At 61.1% G+C, this 18,294-nt stretch carries 16 protein-coding genes; 12 read left to right on the forward strand and 4 right to left on the reverse strand.

What is annotated here, in order from left to right; translation table 11 throughout:
• Positions 1–22: 22 nt before the first annotated feature.
• The 12 genes from A9D15_RS04705 to A9D15_RS04755 all read left to right on the forward strand — a co-directional run bounded on the left by A9D15_RS04705 (position 23) and on the right by A9D15_RS04755 (position 13,689).
• On the forward strand, positions 23–2,521 hold the full coding sequence (locus A9D15_RS04705; RefSeq protein ID WP_066762361.1) for a TonB-dependent receptor: 2,499 nt from the start codon (positions 23–25) through the stop codon (positions 2,519–2,521).
• 133 nt (positions 2,522–2,654) lie between these two features.
• Positions 2,655–4,127, forward strand: coding sequence for an NAD-dependent succinate-semialdehyde dehydrogenase (locus A9D15_RS04710; protein WP_066762364.1), 1,473 nt, complete (start codon positions 2,655–2,657; stop codon positions 4,125–4,127).
• Positions 4,128–4,293: 166 nt separating this feature from the next.
• Positions 4,294–4,899 (forward strand): UbiX family flavin prenyltransferase, encoded by a 606-nt coding sequence (locus tag A9D15_RS04715; protein ID WP_276306934.1) that lies wholly within the window; start codon positions 4,294–4,296, stop codon positions 4,897–4,899.
• Positions 4,900–4,901: 2 nt separating this feature from the next.
• Positions 4,902–5,471 (forward strand): hypothetical protein, encoded by a 570-nt coding sequence (locus A9D15_RS04720; protein ID WP_066762372.1) that lies wholly within the window; start codon positions 4,902–4,904, stop codon positions 5,469–5,471.
• 8 nt (positions 5,472–5,479) lie between these two features.
• Positions 5,480–7,027: an FAD-binding oxidoreductase gene (locus A9D15_RS04725; RefSeq protein WP_082924268.1), complete on the forward strand. Its 1,548-nt coding sequence runs from the start codon at positions 5,480–5,482 to the stop codon at positions 7,025–7,027.
• Between the two features lie 42 nt (positions 7,028–7,069).
• Positions 7,070–8,515: an aldehyde dehydrogenase family protein gene (locus tag A9D15_RS04730; RefSeq protein WP_066762376.1), complete on the forward strand. Its 1,446-nt coding sequence runs from the start codon at positions 7,070–7,072 to the stop codon at positions 8,513–8,515.
• Positions 8,516–8,534: 19 nt separating this feature from the next.
• On the forward strand, positions 8,535–9,989 hold the full coding sequence (locus A9D15_RS04735) for a non-oxidative hydroxyarylic acid decarboxylases subunit C (RefSeq protein ID WP_066762379.1): 1,455 nt from the start codon (positions 8,535–8,537) through the stop codon (positions 9,987–9,989).
• Complete coding sequence (locus A9D15_RS04740; RefSeq protein ID WP_066762380.1) at positions 9,986–10,210, forward strand: non-oxidative hydroxyarylic acid decarboxylases subunit D; 225 nt, start codon at positions 9,986–9,988, stop codon at positions 10,208–10,210. Before A9D15_RS04735 ends, A9D15_RS04740 begins: the two co-directional genes overlap by 4 nt.
• Positions 10,167–11,690 (forward strand): FAD-binding oxidoreductase, encoded by a 1,524-nt coding sequence (locus A9D15_RS04745; protein WP_229660419.1) that lies wholly within the window; start codon positions 10,167–10,169, stop codon positions 11,688–11,690. Before A9D15_RS04740 ends, A9D15_RS04745 begins: the two co-directional genes overlap by 44 nt.
• A gap of 31 nt (positions 11,691–11,721) precedes the next feature.
• Positions 11,722–12,087: a c-type cytochrome gene (locus tag A9D15_RS04750; RefSeq protein WP_066762383.1), complete on the forward strand. Its 366-nt coding sequence runs from the start codon at positions 11,722–11,724 to the stop codon at positions 12,085–12,087.
• 111 nt (positions 12,088–12,198) lie between these two features.
• Entirely contained in the window at positions 12,199–12,492 is a 294-nt protein-coding gene (locus tag A9D15_RS16435) for a hypothetical protein (RefSeq protein ID WP_156521653.1), read from the forward strand.
• A gap of 12 nt (positions 12,493–12,504) precedes the next feature.
• Positions 12,505–13,689, forward strand: coding sequence for an acyl-CoA dehydrogenase (locus A9D15_RS04755; protein ID WP_066762465.1), 1,185 nt, complete (start codon positions 12,505–12,507; stop codon positions 13,687–13,689).
• Between the two features lie 94 nt (positions 13,690–13,783).
• On the opposite strand, the gene A9D15_RS04760 is transcribed toward A9D15_RS04755, so the two are convergent.
• Genes A9D15_RS04760 through A9D15_RS04775 form a run of 4 tightly spaced genes read right to left on the reverse strand, consistent with a single transcriptional unit; the run spans position 13,784 to position 18,293 of the window.
• Positions 13,784–14,959, reverse strand: a complete 1,176-nt coding sequence (locus tag A9D15_RS04760) for an acyl-CoA dehydrogenase family protein (RefSeq protein ID WP_066762387.1) — start codon at positions 14,957–14,959, stop codon at positions 13,784–13,786.
• A complete protein-coding gene (locus A9D15_RS04765; RefSeq protein ID WP_066762467.1) occupies positions 14,946–15,821 on the reverse strand; it encodes a MaoC/PaaZ C-terminal domain-containing protein in 876 nt (291 codons plus the stop codon). The genes A9D15_RS04760 and A9D15_RS04765 overlap by 14 nt, the downstream gene beginning before the upstream one ends.
• Positions 15,822–15,843: 22 nt before the next feature.
• On the reverse strand, positions 15,844–16,704 hold the full coding sequence (locus tag A9D15_RS04770; RefSeq protein WP_061939682.1) for an HTD2 family dehydratase: 861 nt from the start codon (positions 16,702–16,704) through the stop codon (positions 15,844–15,846).
• Complete coding sequence (locus tag A9D15_RS04775) at positions 16,701–18,293, reverse strand: acyl-CoA dehydrogenase family protein (protein WP_066762390.1); 1,593 nt, start codon at positions 18,291–18,293, stop codon at positions 16,701–16,703. The genes A9D15_RS04770 and A9D15_RS04775 overlap by 4 nt, the downstream gene beginning before the upstream one ends.
• Between the last annotated feature and the right edge of the window lies 1 nt (position 18,294).

Here is an 18,294-nt window from a genome sequence, read left to right on the forward strand (position 1 = left end):
AACAAGAGGGAGAATGACGCCAATGACAAACCAATCGTTCAATTTCCGGAAGGTCGTCCTGCGCACCAGCGCCTCGGCGATCGTCGGATCAATCGGGCTCGCACCGATGGCGGCGCATGCGCAGGACGCCGCAACAAGTGAGCCTCAGGCTGAGGAGCAACAGACCGGCGGCCTCGAAGAGATCATCGTGACTGCGCGCAAGCGGGCCGAGAACCTGCAGGAAACGCCGGTCGCGATCACCGCGTTGACCGGCGGAATGCTCGAGGAACGCCAGGTCACCAACGTGGCCGAAGTCGCAAAATTCGCGCCGAACGTAAACATCTCGCCGGTCGCCAATCTCTCGGGTTCCAGCGCCACGATCACCTCGTTCATCCGCGGCGTGGGCCAGACCGATTTCAATATCACCGTCGACCCGGGCGTGGGCGTCTATGTCGATGGCGTCTATGTCGCCCGCTCGGTTGGCGCGCTGCTCGACATGGCCGACATTGCGAGCGTCCAGGTCCTGCGCGGGCCGCAGGGCACACTGTTCGGCAAGAACACCATCGGCGGCGCGATCGTCGTCAATTCCGTCGAACCGCAGTACGATTTCGACATGAAGCTCGAAGCGGCGACCGGCCGGTTCAACCGCGCCGATTTCAAGGGCATAATCAACGTGCCGCTGAGCGACACTCTCGCAATGCGCGCGGTTGCTTCCTATGAAACCCGCGACGGCTACCAGAAGCGTTTGTTCGACGGCGGCCGCCAGGGCAACAAGGACAGCTTCGGCGGACGCATTGCGTTCAAGTGGGAGCCGACCGACAAGCTGACCGTCAACCTGAGCGGCGATATCAATATCCGGCGCGAAGAAATGGCTGCGTCGACGCTGGTCGACCTTTTCGAATCGCCCAACCTGCTGCAGGTTGTCGACTTGAATGGCCGAACCGTGGTTTTCCCCAGTTCGACTTATGCCTGGAACAAGTTGCAGGGCGGCGCAGGTTTCTGCGGTGCGGACGGGGAGCTAGCACCGGTCAACGATCCGCGCTGCGCCACCACGCAGTGGATCACCGGCGATATCGATTCAACCTGGTCCGGGGCCAAGAACCAGTCGGATTTCGACCTGTGGGGCACGAACCTGACGCTGGATTATGATTTCGGCGACATCGCCCTGAAGTCGATCAGCTCATATCGCGATCAGAAGGCCACGATCCAGTTCGACTTCGACGGAACGCCACATCCCTACCTCACCCTGACAAACAATATCGACCTGTGGCAGGCCTCGCAGGAACTGCAGTTGACCGGCAGTGTCCTGAATGATCGGGTGAAGTTCGTTCTGGGCGGCTATTATCTGAAGGAAAAGGGCCAGGACAAGAACAACCTGCTGTTCGGCTTCGCTGACTTCTTCAGCGGCGGCAAGATCGACAACGACAGCTATGCTGCCTATCTGCAGGCAACGATCGAGGTGACCGATCGCCTTTCGATCACGCCGGGCATCCGCTATACCGACGAGACCAAGCGGTTCGATCCTTCGTTCCAGACCATCAATGTTGATTACACTGCTCCGCTTGGGCAGGCCGGCATAATCCCTTACCCCGAAGGCGTGTTCATCGCCTTCAGCCAGTGCGTGACCGGCCAGCCAGAGCCCTTGCTGGTGACCGATCCGGCGAGCCCGCTGTTCGGCTTCCCGCTGCCTGGAGGCTGCGAACCAGCCGCCACTAACCCTGGTGGAAACCACACCATGCCGGCGGTCCAGGTTGCCGCCAAGGCCAAGGAATGGACTCCGGCGATTTCGGCTGACTACAAGATCACCGACGATATCCTTGTCTATGCCTCCTATTCCAAGGGTTTCAAGAACGGCGGCTTCACGCAGCGAATCTTCCCGGCTGAACAGGTTGCGCCGTCGTTCAGGCCCGAATTCGTGGAATCATACGAACTCGGCCTCAAGACCGAGCTGCTGGATCGCCGTCTGCGCCTGAACTTCGCCGCGTTCATGTCAAACTACGATGACATCCAGGTCGTCGTCAGCGAAGGCATCGCCCCCCGGGCACGAAACGCCGGTTCCGGCCGCATCAAAGGCTTCGAAGTCGAAGGCGAGGCGAGTCCGACCGATTGGCTAAGCCTGACCTTCGGCGTTGGCTATCTTGATGCCTATTACCGCTCCATTGATCCGTTGGCGTTCCCCGTGAACCTGGACTCGAAGTTCGCCTTCGTGCCGGAATGGACCGGATCGGCCTCGTTCAACGCCGACGTCTATGAAGGCGACATGGGCAGGTTGGCGCTGCGCGGAGACTGGTCGTACCAGAGCGAAACCTTCAAGGATGCGATCAACAGCCCGCAACTGCGCCAGCCTGGCTACAGCGTCTTCGGCGCCAGTGCTTCGTTCACCGAGAAGAGCGAGCACTTCACCGTGACCGCTGGTGTGACCAACCTGACCGACGAACGCTATATCCAGGGCGGTTACGTCGATCCGTTCGTCGCCGGGACAGCGTTGGCAACCTATTCACGCCCGCGTGAATGGTTCCTCAAGCTCGCCTATAAGTACTGACACTTACCACCCCCGGGGGCGGCGGTCCGCCGCCGCCCTCACCCTTCTGGTGGCACCGACCAAGAGCCTGCGAGACACCTCGCCGCCCAAATTTGGTATTGGCAACTTGTCTTGCGGCTAAAGGAGCAATGTCTTGGGCGTTACGATCCCCCCGCTCGAGCGCAGCGATTTCCTGACCGGCCAACCGCTTGTCGACGGCGCCGAGATCTGTGCCGACTCTACCTACGCGGTCACTAACCCGGCAACCGGCAAAACGCTGGCGAATGTCGTCAAGCTGGGCGCTGCCCAGACGCGCCGGGCAATTGAAAGCAATGCCCGCGCTTTCATCGATTGGCGCAAGCGGCCCGCTCAGGAACGCGCGCGCCTGCTGCATGACTGGCTGGCGCTGGTCCGGCTCCATCGCCACGATCTTGGTTTGCTGATGACCGCCGAACAGGGCAAACCGCTGGCCGAAGCGCTGGGCGAGGTCGATTACGCCGCAAGCTTCATCCAGTGGTTCGCCGAAGAGGCGCGCCGTGTCTATGGCGAGGTCATTCCGGCCAGCGCTGACCGGCGGATCGTCGTGATCCGTCAGCCAGTCGGCGTGGTGGGCGCCATTACGCCGTGGAACTTTCCCGCCGCGATGATCACCCGCAAGGTCGCGCCTGCACTGGCGGCGGGCTGCACCGTGACCCTCAAACCGTCCGAACTCACCCCCATGACCGCTTTCGCTCTGGCGAAGCTCGCCCTCGAAGCGGGCATTCCGCCCGGCGTGTTCAACGTGGTCTGCGGGGATGCGCCCGCAATCGGATCAGTCCTGACCAGCCATCCCGATGTTACGAAGTTCACCTTCACCGGTTCGACCGCGATTGGCAAGTTGTTGACCGCACAATGCGCTACCACGCTCAAGCGGGTTTCGATGGAACTGGGCGGCAATGCCCCGCTGCTGGTGTTCGACGATGCCGATCTCGATCAGGCTGTCGAGGGGGCGATTGCCTCGAAATTCCGTAACACCGGACAGACCTGCGTTTGCGCCAACCGGATCCTCGTGCAGAGCGGCATTCATGACCGCTTCGTCGAGGCGCTGGCCGCCAGGGTGTCCGCGTTCCGGGTCGGCAACGGCCTTGAAGGCGCAACCGACCAGGGACCGTTAATCACCGCATCAGCCTTGGCCAAGGTTCAGGGGCATGTCGCCGATGCCGCGGCGCATGGTGCCCAGCTGGTCACCGGCGGCAAGAGACACGAGGCCGGAGAACTGTTCTTCCAACCAACCGTTCTGACCGGAGCGAGCCCGGCGATGCGACTGGCGGACGAGGAGACCTTCGGGCCGGTTGCCCCGGTGTTCCGTTTCGAAACCGAGGCCGAAGCGCTGGCGCTTGCCAACGCCACGCACTCGGGGCTGGCGGCTTATGCCTTCACCCGCGACATTGACCGCGCCTGGCGGGTTTCCGAAGGCCTTGAGACCGGGATGGTCGGCTTGAACAGCGGCATCGTCTCGACCGAGACCGCCCCGTTTGGCGGCATCAAGGAATCGGGACTGGGCCGAGAAGGTTCGCGACACGGTATTGAAGAATTCCTGGAGATGAAGACTATCAGTACTGGGGTCCGGCCCGAGAGTCCGGTGTAAGCGGAATGCGGTCCCAAGGAGTCAAGATTGTTGTTGCTCAATGCGGAATGCATTGTATGATGTCGACAAAAGATCGGGAGATGGAATTCAGCATGCCCTTCGAGGCTAGGCCTTACGCGACCTTGACCGCCCAAAACGCGCAGGAAAGTCTCCTGCCTTGAAGCGCATGGTCGTGGGGATTACCGGCGCAACCGGCTCGGTCTATGGTCTTCGCCTGCTTGAGCTGCTGCGCGAGACGGGCGGTTGGGAAACCCATCTGGTGATGTCTCCGGCGGCGCTGCTCAACATTCGCGAGGAACTGCCCGAAGGCAAGGCTCGGCTCGAAGCGCTGGCCGATGTGGTGCACAACGTCCGCAACGTCGGCGCCTCGATCGCCAGCGGTTCGTTCGTGTGCGAAGGCATGGCGATCGCGCCATGTTCGATGCGCACGCTGGGCGCGGTGGCGCACGCCCTGTCCGACAACCTCATCACCCGCGCGGCCGACGTGATGCTGAAGGAACGGCGCCGCCTGGTGATGATCACCCGCGAAGCGCCGCTCAACCTGGCGCACCTGCGCAACATGACGGCCTGCACCGAAATGGGGGCGGTGATCTTCCCCCCGGTGCCGGCCTTCTATGCGCGGCCGAGCTCGCTGGCCGACGTGGTCGATCACAGCTGCATGCGGGTACTGGATCTGTTCGGGCTTCATGCGAAGTCGGAGAAACGCTGGCAAGGCCTTAGCAAAGAGGCGGCAAGCCTTGTTTCGGGTGCTGGGCAAATGGAAGGGAATTGAGAATGGCGTGGGATGTCAGCCGTCGCACGGTCATGAGCGGTGGCGCCGTGGGTGCTGTCGTTGCCGGTCTGGGAATCGGCCGCAGCGCTTTGGCGCAGCGGCCGCGCAAGATCATCGTCATCGAGGAGACGGAAGTTCCCGAAAGCAGGCTCTTTGCCCAAACTTTCGTCAACTCGGGGCGAGCCGCAAGAGTGATCCGGATCGACCGCTCGCTCAACGGCCTGCTGCATGAACTTGAAGCGATTGAAGGCGTGCTGGTCGGCCTTACTTCCGATCCCGCGGCGATGATCGCCGAGCAGATCCTGGTGGCCGGCGGCGCCCGCCCGCTACTGCAGTGGACCCATCAATACCGCAAGCTGCGCTGGGAACACCAGACTGTTGGCGCGCCGAAGCTGCTTGCGCGGGCCAGCGTCGGCTGGCCCAGCGTTCTTGCCCACCACATGCAGGATGCGCTCGTCGGCGATCGCCAGGATGCCGAACTGCGGTGCCAGTCAGGACATTGCGGCCTCGATGGCAAGAGCCCCGGCATGCTCGTTTCATGGGCATTCGAAGCGGGAGTACAACACTCGTGAGCACGCGCATGCCCCAAGGCGTCGATGCCCCGACCTTTCGCAAGGCACTTGACGAACTGGCCGCGATCGTCGGCAAAGAATGGGTCTTTGTCGATGAGCTTCCGCTGTCGACCTACCGCGATGCCTATTCACCGCTAGCCGATGGCGAGTTGCTGCCCTCGGCTGCTGTGGCACCGGCCAACATGGAACAGATTCAGCAGGCGCTGAAGGTATTCAACGCTTACCAGCTGCCGATCTGGACATTCGGCAACGGCCGCAATTTCGCCTATGGCGGCCCGGCCCCGCGCCAGTCCGGTTATGTCATGTTCGACCTCAAGCGGATGAACCGCATTCTCGAAGTCAACGAGAAATACGGCTATGCGCTGGTCGAACCAGGCGTTTCCTATTATCAGCTTCACCGCCATTTGCGCCAGATCGGCAGCAAGCTTTGGGTTGATCCGGCGGCTCCGGGCTGGGGTGGCGTGATGGGCAACGCGCTCGAACACGGTGCCGGCTACACGCCTTATGGCGATCACTTCATCATGCAATGTGGCATGGAAGTGGTTCTGGCCGATGGCCAGGTCGTCCGCACCGGCCAGGGCGCAATCGAGGGATCGCCGCACTGGCAATCCACCAAGCATGCAGCGGGCCCGCATTTCGACGGCATGTTCACCCAGTCCAACTTCGGCGTAGTGACCAAGATGGGCATCTGGCTGATGCCTGAACCGCCGGGCTACAAGCCGTTCATGATCACCTACGAGCGCGAGGAAGACCTTGCTGCGATCTTCGACGCGGTGCTGCCGCTGAAGATCAACCAGGTGATCCCCAACGCCGCTGTGGCGGTCGACCTCCTGTGGGAAGTCTCCGCCAAGACCACGCGCCGCCATTATTTCGACGGCAAGGGCCCTATCCCGGACTCGATCCGCAAGAAGATCGCTTCGGACCATGACCTGGGCATGTGGAACTTCTATGCCGCGCTGTACGGCCCGCCTCCGATCATCGAGAACAACTGGAAGCTCGTCGAGGAAGCGATGATGAGCATTCCCGGCGCAAAACTGTACCTCAGCCGCGAGAACGATCCCGCCTGGGATTATCGAATTCAGCTCATGCGCGGCGAGCCGAACATGACCGAGTTCAGCATCATGAACTGGATCGGCGGCGGCGGGCATATCAACTTCTCGCCGATCTCGGCACCCGACGGCAAGGAAGCGCTGAGCCAGTACAACCTGATCAAGCAACGCTGCCATGATTACGGTTTCGACTACATCGGCGAGTTTCTCGTGGGGTGGCGCGACATGCACCACATCCTGATGATCATGTACGACCGCGCCGACGAGGTCATGCGCAAGGGAGCCTACGATCTGTTCGCCAAGCTGGTCGACGAAGCGGCGGATGCTGGCTTTGGCGAGTATCGAACGCACCTCGCCTTCATGGACCAGATCGCCAAGACCTATAAGCACAACGATGGGGCGCTGTGGGATTTGCACCATCGCCTCAAGGATGTGCTCGACCCCAACGGCATCCTTTCCCCGGGCAAGCAGGGGATCTGGCCCAAGGCGATGCGCAACCAGGGGTGAGCGTACGACCGCCTGCAAGACGAATACAAGGATCGAGAGACCATGACCCAACTTGAACACTGGATTGGCGGAGGCGCCGTTGCCGCATCGAACGGTGCCTACTTCGACGACCTCAATCCGGTCGACGATTCGGTCTATTCGCGGGTGCCGGCCGGCACCGCCGATGACGTGAACCGCGCGGTCGAAACCGCCTATCAGGCTTATCTGAAACATCGCGATCTGCCCGCACCGGTGCGCGAAGCATGGATCGCGAAAGCCGCCGAAATCATGGAGCGCGATACCGCCAAATTCGCCGACGTGCTGGTCGACGAAATCGGTTCGCCGATCGCCAAGGCCGGGTTCGAAACCCGCTTCGCGGTCAGCTTCCTGCGCGCGGCGATCGGCGTGCCGCGCCGGATTCGGGGGGAAACGATCCCTTCGGACACCCTTGGGCGGTTCAGCATGAGCCTGCGCCAGCCGGTCGGTGTGGTCGCCGGGATTACCCCGTTCAACGTGCCGCTGATCAAGGGGATCAAACAGTCAGCCATGGCCCTGGCCACAGGCAACGCCTTCGTGCTGCTACCCTCGGAATCCGCGCCAATGATCGCCGATCTGCTCGCTAAATTGTGGAAGGAGGCCGGCGTTCCCGACGGCTTGTTCAACGTGGTCTACGGCAATGGCGCGGAGATCGGCGACGTGCTGACCGGCCATCCCAAGGTCGCATCGATAACCTTCACCGGGTCCTCGCGCGTCGGCAAGCACATTGCCGAAATCGCGGCCCGCAACCTCAAGAAGTACACGTTGGAGCTGGGCGGCAAGAGCCCGCTGGTGATCTGCGCCGATGCCGATCTGGACAAGGCGGTCAACGCCGCGCTGTTCAGCATCTTCATGTACCAGGGCCAGGTCTGCATGGGGGCTTCGCGGATCTATGTGGAACGGTCGATCTTCGACCAGTTCGCTGAAGCTTTCGCCGCCGCGACAGGCCGCGCCAAGAGCGGCGAACTGCGCGAGCCGACCACCATGCTGGGGCCGATCATTTCGGAGCGCCAGCGCGACCGCGTCCGCCGCCACATCGACGATGCCCGCGCCAAGGGCGCCGAGGTACTTGCCGGCGGCGAATGGGACGGGAACTGCTGTTCCGCCACGGTGCTGCGTGGAGTCACGTCGGAAATGACGGTCTTCGAAGAAGAGACCTTCGGGCCGGTGACCTCGCTTTATCCGTTCGACACGCTCGAGGAGGCGCTCGAACTCGCCAACAACACCGAATACGGCCTCAGCGCCTCGATCTTCACCCGCGATCTCGACAAGGCGCTGGCCTTTGCCCAGCGGGCCGAAGCGGGGATGGTCCACATCAACGCGCCGACCCTGCACGACGAGCCGCACGTTCCGTTCGGCGGGACCAAGGCATCGGGTTTTGGCCGCGAAGGGACCGAAGCCGATCTCGAAATCATGACCGAATGGAAATGGGTCACGATGCAGTCGGCGACTGCGGGCGCGGGCGGACACTGACAGGCGGGATGCAACGGCAATGAACGATCTTCCCAACCGCGCCCGGTCGATCTCCTCGCTGCGCGATTTCCTCGAACTGCTCGAGGATTCGGGCCAGGCCATCACCTGGAGCGATCCGGTGATGCCCGAACCCGGCGTGCGCAACATTGCGGTTGCCGCCTCGCGCGATGCCAACGGCGCGCCGGCGATCGTGTTCGACAACATCACCGGCTATCCCGGCAAGCGCCTGGCGGTGGGCGTTCATGGTTCGTGGGACAACATCGCCCTGCTGCTGGGCCGACCCAAAGGTACCACCATCCGCGAGCTGTTCTTCGAGATCGCCGGCCGCTGGGGCGATCAGGAAGCGCAGATCAGCTCTGTTCCCGAAGCCCAGGCCCCGGTGCACGAATGCCGGATCGAACAGGACATCAACCTTTACGATGTCCTCCCGGTCTATCGGATCAACGAATATGATGGCGGGTTCTACATCGGCAAGGCCTCGGTCGCCTCGCGCGATCCGCTCGATCCAGACAATTTCGGCAAGCAGAATGTCGGCATCTATCGCCTGCAGATCCAGGGGCCGGACAGTTTCACCCTGATGACGATCCCCTCCCACGACATGGGACGTCAGATCATGGCGGCCGAACGGGAAGGCGTTCCGCTCAAGATTGCGGTCATGCTGGGCAATCATCCCGGCCTTGCGGTGTTTGCTGCCACCCCGATCGGCTACGAGGAATCGGAATATTCCTATGCCTCGGCGATGATGGGCGCGCCGATGCGGCTGACCAAATCGGGCAACGGGATCGACATCCTGGCCGACAGCGAAATCGTGATCGAGGCCGAGCTGCAACTGGGAGAACGCGAGCTGGAAGGGCCGTTCGGCGAATTTCCCGGTTCCTACAGCGGCGTGCGCAAGGCGCCGATCTTCAAGGTCACAGCGGTGTCCCACCGGCGCGATCCAATCTTCGAGAACATCTACATCGGGCGCGGCTGGACCGAGCACGATACCCTGATCGGCCTGCACACCTCCGCCCCGATCTATGCCCAGCTGCGCGAGAGCTTCCCCGAAGTCACCGCGGTCAACGCGCTTTACCAGCACGGACTGACCGGGATCATCTCGGTCAAGAACCGCATGGCCGGCTTTGCCAAGACGGTCGCGCTGCGCGCGCTGAGCACGCCGCACGGCGTGATGTACCTCAAGAACCTGATCATGGTCGATGCCGATGTCGATCCGTTCGATCTCAACCAGGTGATGTGGGCGCTTTCGACCCGCACCCGTGCAGACGATATCATCGTGCTGCCCAACATGCCTGCCGTTCCGATCGATCCTTCGGCAGTGATCCCAGGCAAGGGGCACCGCCTTATCATCGACGCGACCAGCTATCTCCCGCCCGATCCGGTGGGTGAAGCGCACCTTGTCACCCCGCCAACCGGGGACGAGATCGACGCCCTGAGCAAGCGGATCCGCGAAATGCAGCTGGGAGCCCTGTCATGACCACCACCGTCTGCGGGCGCTGCAAATCGAGCGGCGCTGTCACCGATCATCAGGGCAGGCAGGACGGCGAGGTCGTGTGGACGATCCTGCGCTGCCCGACCTGCAACTTTTCCTGGCGCGACAGCGAACCGGCCCGCGCGATCGACCCTGCTGCGCGCTCGGCCGATTTTGCCGTCGATGCCGGCGATCTCCAACGTTATCCCAAGATTCTCCAGCAATAAGGCTCCCAACGCCATGATCGATCAAGCCCGCCAGACGGCCACGCTCGGCACCCTCACCCAGGCACTGGGCAAGGAGACCGTCGATACCAGCCCGCAGACCCTGGCCCGCTATGCTGCCCCGGGGATGGTACCGGCAGGCGTGGTGCTTCCGGCCGATGAAGCCCAGCTCGCCAGGGTGCTGGAAGCCGCGCGCACCAGCGGCGGTGTGGTCCAGACGGTCTGCAACGGCGCCTACGGACTTGAAAAAGCCGTACAGGACAAGGTGATCGTGCTTGACCTGCAGAAGATGAACAAGGTCCTCGAGGTCAATGACGAACTGGCCACCTGCCTGGTCGAACCGGGCGTCACCTTCCGCCAGCTCGATGCCCACATCAAGGAAAAGGGGATTAAGCTGTGGGTCGACTTTCCCGGCAATCCCGATGAAAGCGTGGCCGCCAGTTTCATCAACCGGCGCCCCGGCTACACCCCCTATTCCGATCACTTCCTGATGCAGTGCGGGCTCGAGGTGATGCTGGCTGATGGCAAGATGGTGCGAACCGGCATGGGTGCCATGCCCAAGAGCACCTGCTGGCAGCTGTTCAAGTTCGGCTATGGCCCGTGGGTTGATGGGCTGTTCACCCAGTCCGATTTCGGGGTAGTGACCAAGGTCGGGATGTGGATGATGCCGCAGCCTCCGGCGCACCAGACCTTCATGGTCGCGGTTCCCAAAGAGGACGATCTTGGCCCATTGCTGGATGTGCTCGGGCCACTCAAGCTCAACATGGTGGTGGCCAATGGCGTCGCGGTGGGCAATGCGCTTCACGAAGCGGCCCTGCTCGGCAAGCGCCGCGCCGACTTTGAAGGCCAGGGGCCGATGGCGGCGAGCGCGGTCAAAGCCGCGGGCGAATCACTCGGCCTTGGCTACTGGAACCTCTATGGCTCGCTCTATGGGTTGCCAGACAACGTCGCGATCCTGTGGGACATGGTCAAGGGCGCGTTTTCGTCGATCAGCGGCGCCAGGGTCATCGTCGATGGCAAGGGCGTGGATCCCAAGCTGTGGGCATGGCGGATGGGCTCGATGACCGGCGTCGTGACCGATCCCCCGGCCAGGACCGCGGGCTGGAGCGGCGACATGGCGCTTACGGTCAACCCGGTCAGCCCTGTGGATGGCGAGGAAGCCGTCAAGCTTTATGAACTGTCGCGCGATATCTGTGCCAAGAACGGCTTCGACTTCGTTGGCGAAACCACCGCGATCTGGCGTTCGGCCAACCATCGCCAAGTACTGTCCCATGCCGCCGGGAAGGGCGAGGATGCGGCACGGGCCAAGACTTGCGCCGAAGCCCTGATCGCCGCGCAGGCCGAGGCCGGCTTCGGCCAGATCCTGACCGACCCCGGGCTGGGGGCGGCGGTTGCCAAGACCTATGAAAAGGGTGGCCGCTCGGCCCTGCATGCGCGGGTCAAGCAGGCGCTCGATCCCAACTCGATCTTTGCCTCGGTCTGAGCCGATGCGTCGCCATGCCTGCGGAGGTACAATGAACAAGCTCCTCGTCCTTTCGCTCCTCGCCACTCTTGGCGCCTGTTCGTCCAAGCAAGGCGAAGTGGTCGCGGATGGCGCGGAGAATTATGAGCGTTACTGCGCAGGTTGCCACAACCCCGGCCCGGGCCACGGTGGCACCATGCTGCTGGCCGAAAAAGGTGCTCCGGTGCCTTCGCTCATCGGTCGCAAGGACTTAGATTACGATTACCTACATTCGGTCGTTCGCCAGGGCCTGATCGAAATGCCGCCGTTCCGCCCGACCGAATTGTCGGACACGGAAATCAAGCAGATCTACGATCACATCATGGCGCAGAAGCTTCCCCCCGCGAAGGCTCAACCCGCCAAAAACAAAACACCGTAAACTTAAATCAAAATGGGCGAGAAAGATCAACAGGGTTCCTATGGCTGAACTTGGTGCGACGCCAAAGGAGTATGCGGATAGCCAGTCGCCATATTGAGGACGCACCTTGTGTTGGATAGTCGTCGTTATCTATGGCTACGACGCGCAATTTATCGCTTGATTGCACTGGTGTTCGGTTCCGCTTCGCTGCTCGACAAAAGCGCTTTTGGCCCAGTTTTCCTCGCTGGCCCGGTTGGCCTTATGCTCGGCAGGGTAGCCTTCGGGGGAATTTCAGCTCGCTACAACCGCATGCGGGTATTTGCGTGGATTGTTTCACTTTCGGGATTTGTCCAACTCACAAGGTTCGCGGTAACGCTTGAAGAACTCCTCGCCATTACTGCATCTGAACCGAATGATATCATATGACGAGTGGAATTTATGATCGAGATGGCACGGTTTGATTGGAGCGATCCCTTCAACTTTGACGATCAACTGACTGAAGAAGAACGAATGGTGCGTGATGCGGCTCATGGCTTCGCGCAAGGCGAACTTCAGCCCCGGGTCATCAATGCCTTCCGCGAAGAGCTGGATGCAGCAGAGTTGTTTCCACTCATGGGACAAGCCGGCTTGCTTGGAGCGACGATCCCACAGTCTTATGGCGGTGCTGGAGCTGGCTATGTCTCCTACGGTCTGATCGCGCGCGAGATTGAGCGCGTGGATTCGGGCTATCGTTCAATGGCATCGGTGCAAAGCTCGCTCGTCATGTATCCGATTTTTGCTTTCGGCTCGGAGGAACAGCGGTTTAAATATCTGCCTGGCCTAGCCGCAGGCTCGCTGATCGGCTGCTTCGGCCTGACAGAACCTGATGCGGGATCTGATCCTGCGGGCATGCGCACAATCGCGAAGAGGATTGATGGTGGCTATGTCCTTTCCGGCATCAAAACATGGATTTCGAATGCTCCTTTCGCCGACGTCTTTGTCGTCTGGGCAAAGAGCGAAGCACATGATGGGGCCATTTGCGGCTTCGTGCTTGAAAAGGGCCTGAAGGGGCTTTCCGCTCCCAAGATCAAGGGCAAGCTCAGCCTGCGCGCCTCGACCACCGGCATGATCGTGATGGATGAGGTTGAGGTTGACGAAGAAGCCTTGCTCCCCGGGGTCCAGGGTCTCAAGGGCCCCTTCGATTGCCTAAACCGCGCACGCTATGGGATCAGTTGGGGAGCGCTCGGCGCAGCAGAATATTGCATGCACGCAGCCCGCCAATATGGGCTTGATCGGCACCAGTTTGGAAAGCCGCTTGCCTCCAACCAACTCTATCAAAAGAAGCTCGCCGATATGCAAACAGACATTGCGCTAGGGTTGCAAGCCTCATTGCGTGTCGGCCGCCTAATGGATGAAGGCAGGTTCGCGCCGGAGATGGTCTCTCTCGTCAAGCGTAACAATGTCGGAAAATCGCTTGATATTGCGCGCCATGCCCGAGACATGCACGGCGGTAATGGCATCAGCGATGAATATCAAGTCATGCGGCACATGGTGAATCTGGAAACCGTCAACACCTATGAAGGCACGCACGATGTGCACGCGCTCATCCTTGGTCGAGCACTCACTGGCATTGCCGCATTCTAGGGCAGGCCACCTTCCTTCTTCAGTGTTGCGCTGCCTGGTCGCAGCAACAATCGTTGTGTCGAGTGAGCGGAAACGACGGAGCGTGGTGGCCGCCTCAATAGCTTCGCGGTAGTTTCAGGACATGCTCTGCGATGAATGACAATATGAGATTGGTCGAAACAGGTGCCACCTGATAAAGGCGGGCCTCTCGAAATTTCCGTTCGATGTCGTATTCCTCAGCAAAGCCATATCCGCCATATGTCTGGATGCAGGCGTTGCCCGCTTCGACTGCTACGTCCGCGGCAAGCATTTTTGCCATGTTCGCCTCGGGTCCATGTTCAAGCCCCGCTTCGTAAAGGCGCGCGGCCTCATGGACCATGAGCTCGGCAGCGCGCATATTTGCGTGGGCTCGCGCGATCGGGAAAGAGACGCCCTGATTCATGCCAATGGGGCGATCGAAAACCACCCGTTGATTGGCATAAGCAATGGATTTTCGGGTAAACCATTTTGCATCACCGACGCATTCGGCAGCAATAAGAACTCTTTCCGCATTCATGCCCGAAAGGATGCAATGAAAGCCCTTGCCTTCTTTGCCTAAGAGATTGGCGACCGGGATGCGCATCCTGTCGAAGAAAAGTTCCGTCGTGGCATGGTTCATCATGGTGCGGATAGGCCGGATCGTTAGCGAACCCGCGGTGCGAGCCTGATTCATATCGACGATGAATATGGAAAGACCGTCGGTTTTCTTCGTCACTTGATCGCGCGGCGAAGTCCGCGCTAGCAGCAGCATGAGATCGCTGTGTTCGGCGCGACTGGTCCAGATTTTCTGGCCGCTCACCACAAAATAGTCCCCATCGCGAACTGCCGTCGTCCTTAACGCAGTGGTATCGGAGCCGCTTCCCGGCTCGGTTACGCCGAAAGCCTGCAAGCGCAGTGCGCCGCTTGCGATCGCGGGAAGATAAAGGCGCTTTTGCTCATCCGATCCATGTCTGAGGATGATGGCCATGTTATACATCTGGGCATGGCATGCCGCTCCGTTGCAACCCATCGCTTGAATCGTCTCAAGGATGGCAACTGCAGCCGAAAGGCCCAGACCTGATCCGCCATATTCCTCGGGTATGAGCACCGAAAGATAGCCAGCGCTCGTCAACGCATCCACAAAGGAGGTCGGATATTCGCGATCAGCGTCGAGCTTGCGCCAATATTCACCCGGGAACTTTTCACACAGCCGGCGCACGCCGTCGCGGATTTCGTGAAAGTGTTGAGATTCGAAAGGACTAAGAAACTGCATCGCCCTCATCCTGAGAGATTGTGAAAAACCCTTGATCTGCAACGATGACGTCGCGCTCGAGCACCGATGCCCGAAAAGCGCCATTATTCCAGATTTCGGTTCTGATGGTTTCACCAGGGAACACCGGCGCGGCGAAACGCAGTTGCACTGCGCGCAGGCGCTCGGCCTGGTAGCCAAGTCGCCCGCGGAGGATGGCGTGAACGATGATGCCCATCGTGCCCAAGCCGTGCAATATCGGCATCCTGTACCCGGCGCGCGCCGCGATTGCGGGATCGCTGTGCAGCGGGTTGAGATCTCCATTGAGACGATAGATCAGGGCCTGTTCGGGACCGGTCGTCAGGTCAATGACAAGACCGGCATTGCCTTCCGCCAAGGGTACCGGCGAACTTCGCGGTGCTTCGCCTTCCCCTCCGAACCCGCCGCCGCCGCGAATGAAGATCGTACGTTCAAGACAGGCAAAGCAGGTGCCGCGATCATCGCGGATATTGGTTTCGGTGAATATCAACGCGGCCTTGCCCGCGCCTTTGTCGACAATGTGGGTGACGCGGGTTGTGCTTTCGACTTCGCCAGTTGCCGGAACCGGGCCAAGCAGTACCATGGATTGGCCGGCATGCAGGACGGAAACCGGATCTACACCAGAATCAGGGTGCCCCAGCCAGAACCCGGGACTCGCGAGAACGAGCGCCATGCCGGGCATGGCAACCGGTCCACGAAGGGGATCCACGAATGGCAGCTGCGCGAGGTCGGTAGGATCTCGCCCCATCCCGATCGATAAGGCGTAAAATGCAGCATCGCGTGGAGTGACGGTCTGACGAACCGCAGGAATACGAAAGTTGAGCAATTTTTGCGGATCGATTGTCACTTTCAATTTCCCTGGAAGGTGGTCAAAGGGTGGCGCTGGCAACCATGATCGGACGGCCATCGCGCGCATGGGCGACGAACTGAACACTATTGCCGTTCGCGCGAAGCGCCAAATGCAGTTCCTCGCCGCAGATCGCGGCAGACACCGCTCGGCAATCGAAGCACCGAAGCGCATTGTCGCCGAAGTGCTGCTGGGCGAGTTCCAGCAGCAGTGTCGCCGTCAACGGACCGTGAACGACGAGGCCGCGATACCCCTCGATTTCGCAGGTGTAGGCCCGATCATAATGAATCCGGTGACTGTTGAAGGTCAGCGCCGAAAATCGGAACAGCAAGGTTTCGGAGGGGACCAGCGCGCGGTGCGCAACCCATCGGGATCCGTCGAAGATCATGTCAGACGGCCTTGGCAGCTCTGCGGTGCCCAAAGGCATGGGATCCCGATAAACGATCGCTTGGGTTTCGCGAACGGAGAGTTCGCCTTCGCAGCGGGTTTCTTGTGCTATCTCGACGAAAACAAGCTTGCCGGTCGCCCCTTGCTTTTCGGCGATGGAATTGATCCGCGATCTGCGCTGCACCTTCTGACCGATGAGCAACGGCGAAAGAAATTCGATCTTGCTCGATGCCCACATCCGGCGCGACTGAGGAAGTGGTGGCATGAAGCTGCTTTCGCCGCCGCGCACCGGATGGCCATCCACGCTCAATGCCGCTGTTGGCGCGTCTGGCAGGCAAAGGCACCAATGATAGCCTTGCGGCACGCTGCCATCTGCCGGCGCAACGCGGTCGAAAGTCGCCAGCCACCGTCTTGCGGCAGCGAGTTCCAGATAGTCGTGACGCAATTCTTCACGACCGATCCAGCTTTGCCATTGTTCGTCTGGCTGGGTGGTCATAAATCATCTCCGGTCAGGCCGCGGGCAATCACCTGAGCCTGAATTTCCGCAGCGCCCTCGAAAATGTTGAGGATGCGCGCATCGCAAAGGATGCGACTGATCTCGTATTCAAGGGCATAACCATTGGCGCCGTGGATCTGCAGCGCAGCGTCGGCGTTCGACCAGGCGGCGCGAGCGGCAAGCAACTTTGCCATGCCGGCCTCAATATCGCAGCGCTTTTCCGAATCCCTGGCTCGCGCGGCAGCATAGCAGAGTTCACGCGCCATCACAAAATCGACAAGGCTCATCGCCAGCTTGTCCGACACGCGCGGAAACCCGACGATGGCCCTGCCGAATTGCTTGCGAACCAAGGCATAGTCGAGGCCCAGTTCGAGGGCCCGCCGCGCGACGCCGACTGCCCGCGCGGCGGTCTGGATGCGTGCGCCCTCGAAGGTACGCATGAGCTGCTTGAACCCTTTCCCCTCCTCGCCGCCCAGCAGGGCGTCTGCCGGCGCGGTCATGGCATCGAACTGCAGGGCATATTCGCGCATCCCGCGATAACCGGGGACCTCGATCTCGCTTCCGGTCATGCCAGGGGCTGGGAAACCGTCATCGCTCGTGCCCCGAGGCTTGGGCACCAGCAACATCGACAGCCCGGCGTAACCCCTGGCTTCAGGTAATGTTCGCACGAGCATCGTCATCAGATCTGATCGGCTGGCATGGGTAATCCAGTTTTTCGCCCCGTTGATGACCCAGTGATCGCCGTCGTGCCGTGCGCGGGTTTGAATGGAGCCAAGATCCGATCCGGTGTCGGGTTCGGTGAAGGCTGCTGACGGCAAAACCTCGCCGCTCGCGATCCTGGGTAGCCACCAGGCCTTTTGCGCTTCGGTGCCGTTCAAGCCGATCAGTTCGCCGGCGATTTCGGACCGCGTGCCAAGCGAACCCGCGCCAATCCAGCCGCGCGACAATTCCTCGGTTATGATGCACATCATTAGCTTGCCAAGGCCAAGACCCCCATAGATTTCGGGTATGCAGACTCCGAATGTACCGAGATCGGCCATGGCCTGAATCACTGCCTCGGGGATAAGGTCATTCGCCAGATGCCATCCGTGCGCCTGGGGCACGATGACAGCATTGGTGAAGCGACGGTATTGCTCGCGGATCGTGTCGGCTTCGGCATCATCGAGCGACTCGCTTGGCCATTGCCCCTGAGCCAGGGCTGCGGCCACTTCGCCTCTGGTTGCCGCATAGTCCACGTCGAGCAGGTCCGCGCACCGGTCGAAAAGCGTGCGGGCAGCGCTGCCAAGTCCGAGGTCGCCGGGGCGGAAGATTTCGTTCTGGCCCATCGGCAGGCCGCCACCGATCTGGCCAATGCATTCAGCGAAGGCCAGAATGGCGATCCTGGCGTCAAGATCATTCTTGCTGCCCCTGGCCTCGGACCATTCGAGCACCGCTTCCATCGCAGCCACAAGCGTGGCCACCCAGGCATAGCCGTGCGCGGCCCGCTGCTCCTCATCAATCCTTCCGGACACCAAGCGCGCGCCCAACGCTGCCTTGACCGAGGCGCGATAGTCTCTCGCGGCGTTCAGGGCCTGGCGCAGATCAGCCACC

Source organism: Croceicoccus pelagius, from assembly GCF_001661915.1.
In the GTDB taxonomy this organism is placed as follows: domain Bacteria; phylum Pseudomonadota; class Alphaproteobacteria; order Sphingomonadales; family Sphingomonadaceae; genus Croceicoccus; species Croceicoccus pelagius.

Excerpts from the sequence above, each read along its gene's own strand:
- A9D15_RS04730 (WP_066762376.1), top strand. The coding sequence starts at position 7,070 with ATGACCCAACTTGAACACTGGATTGGCGGAGGCGCCGTTGCCGCATCG.
- A9D15_RS04735 (WP_066762379.1), top strand. The coding sequence starts at position 8,535 with ATGAACGATCTTCCCAACCGCGCCCGGTCGATCTCCTCGCTGCGCGAT.
- A9D15_RS04770 (WP_061939682.1), bottom strand. The coding sequence starts at position 16,704 with ATGACCACCCAGCCAGACGAACAATGGCAAAGCTGGATCGGTCGTGAA.
- A9D15_RS04750 (WP_066762383.1), top strand. The coding sequence starts at position 11,722 with ATGAACAAGCTCCTCGTCCTTTCGCTCCTCGCCACTCTTGGCGCCTGT.
- A9D15_RS04755 (WP_066762465.1), top strand. The coding sequence starts at position 12,505 with ATGATCGAGATGGCACGGTTTGATTGGAGCGATCCCTTCAACTTTGAC.
- A9D15_RS04760 (WP_066762387.1), bottom strand. The coding sequence starts at position 14,959 with ATGCAGTTTCTTAGTCCTTTCGAATCTCAACACTTTCACGAAATCCGC.
- A9D15_RS04715 (WP_276306934.1), top strand. The coding sequence starts at position 4,294 with ATGGTCGTGGGGATTACCGGCGCAACCGGCTCGGTCTATGGTCTTCGC.
- A9D15_RS04720 (WP_066762372.1), top strand. The coding sequence starts at position 4,902 with ATGGCGTGGGATGTCAGCCGTCGCACGGTCATGAGCGGTGGCGCCGTG.
- A9D15_RS04705 (WP_066762361.1), top strand. The coding sequence starts at position 23 with ATGACAAACCAATCGTTCAATTTCCGGAAGGTCGTCCTGCGCACCAGC.
- A9D15_RS04725 (WP_082924268.1), top strand. The coding sequence starts at position 5,480 with ATGCCCCAAGGCGTCGATGCCCCGACCTTTCGCAAGGCACTTGACGAA.
- A9D15_RS04745 (WP_229660419.1), top strand. The coding sequence starts at position 10,167 with ATGCCGGCGATCTCCAACGTTATCCCAAGATTCTCCAGCAATAAGGCT.
- A9D15_RS04740 (WP_066762380.1), top strand. The coding sequence starts at position 9,986 with ATGACCACCACCGTCTGCGGGCGCTGCAAATCGAGCGGCGCTGTCACC.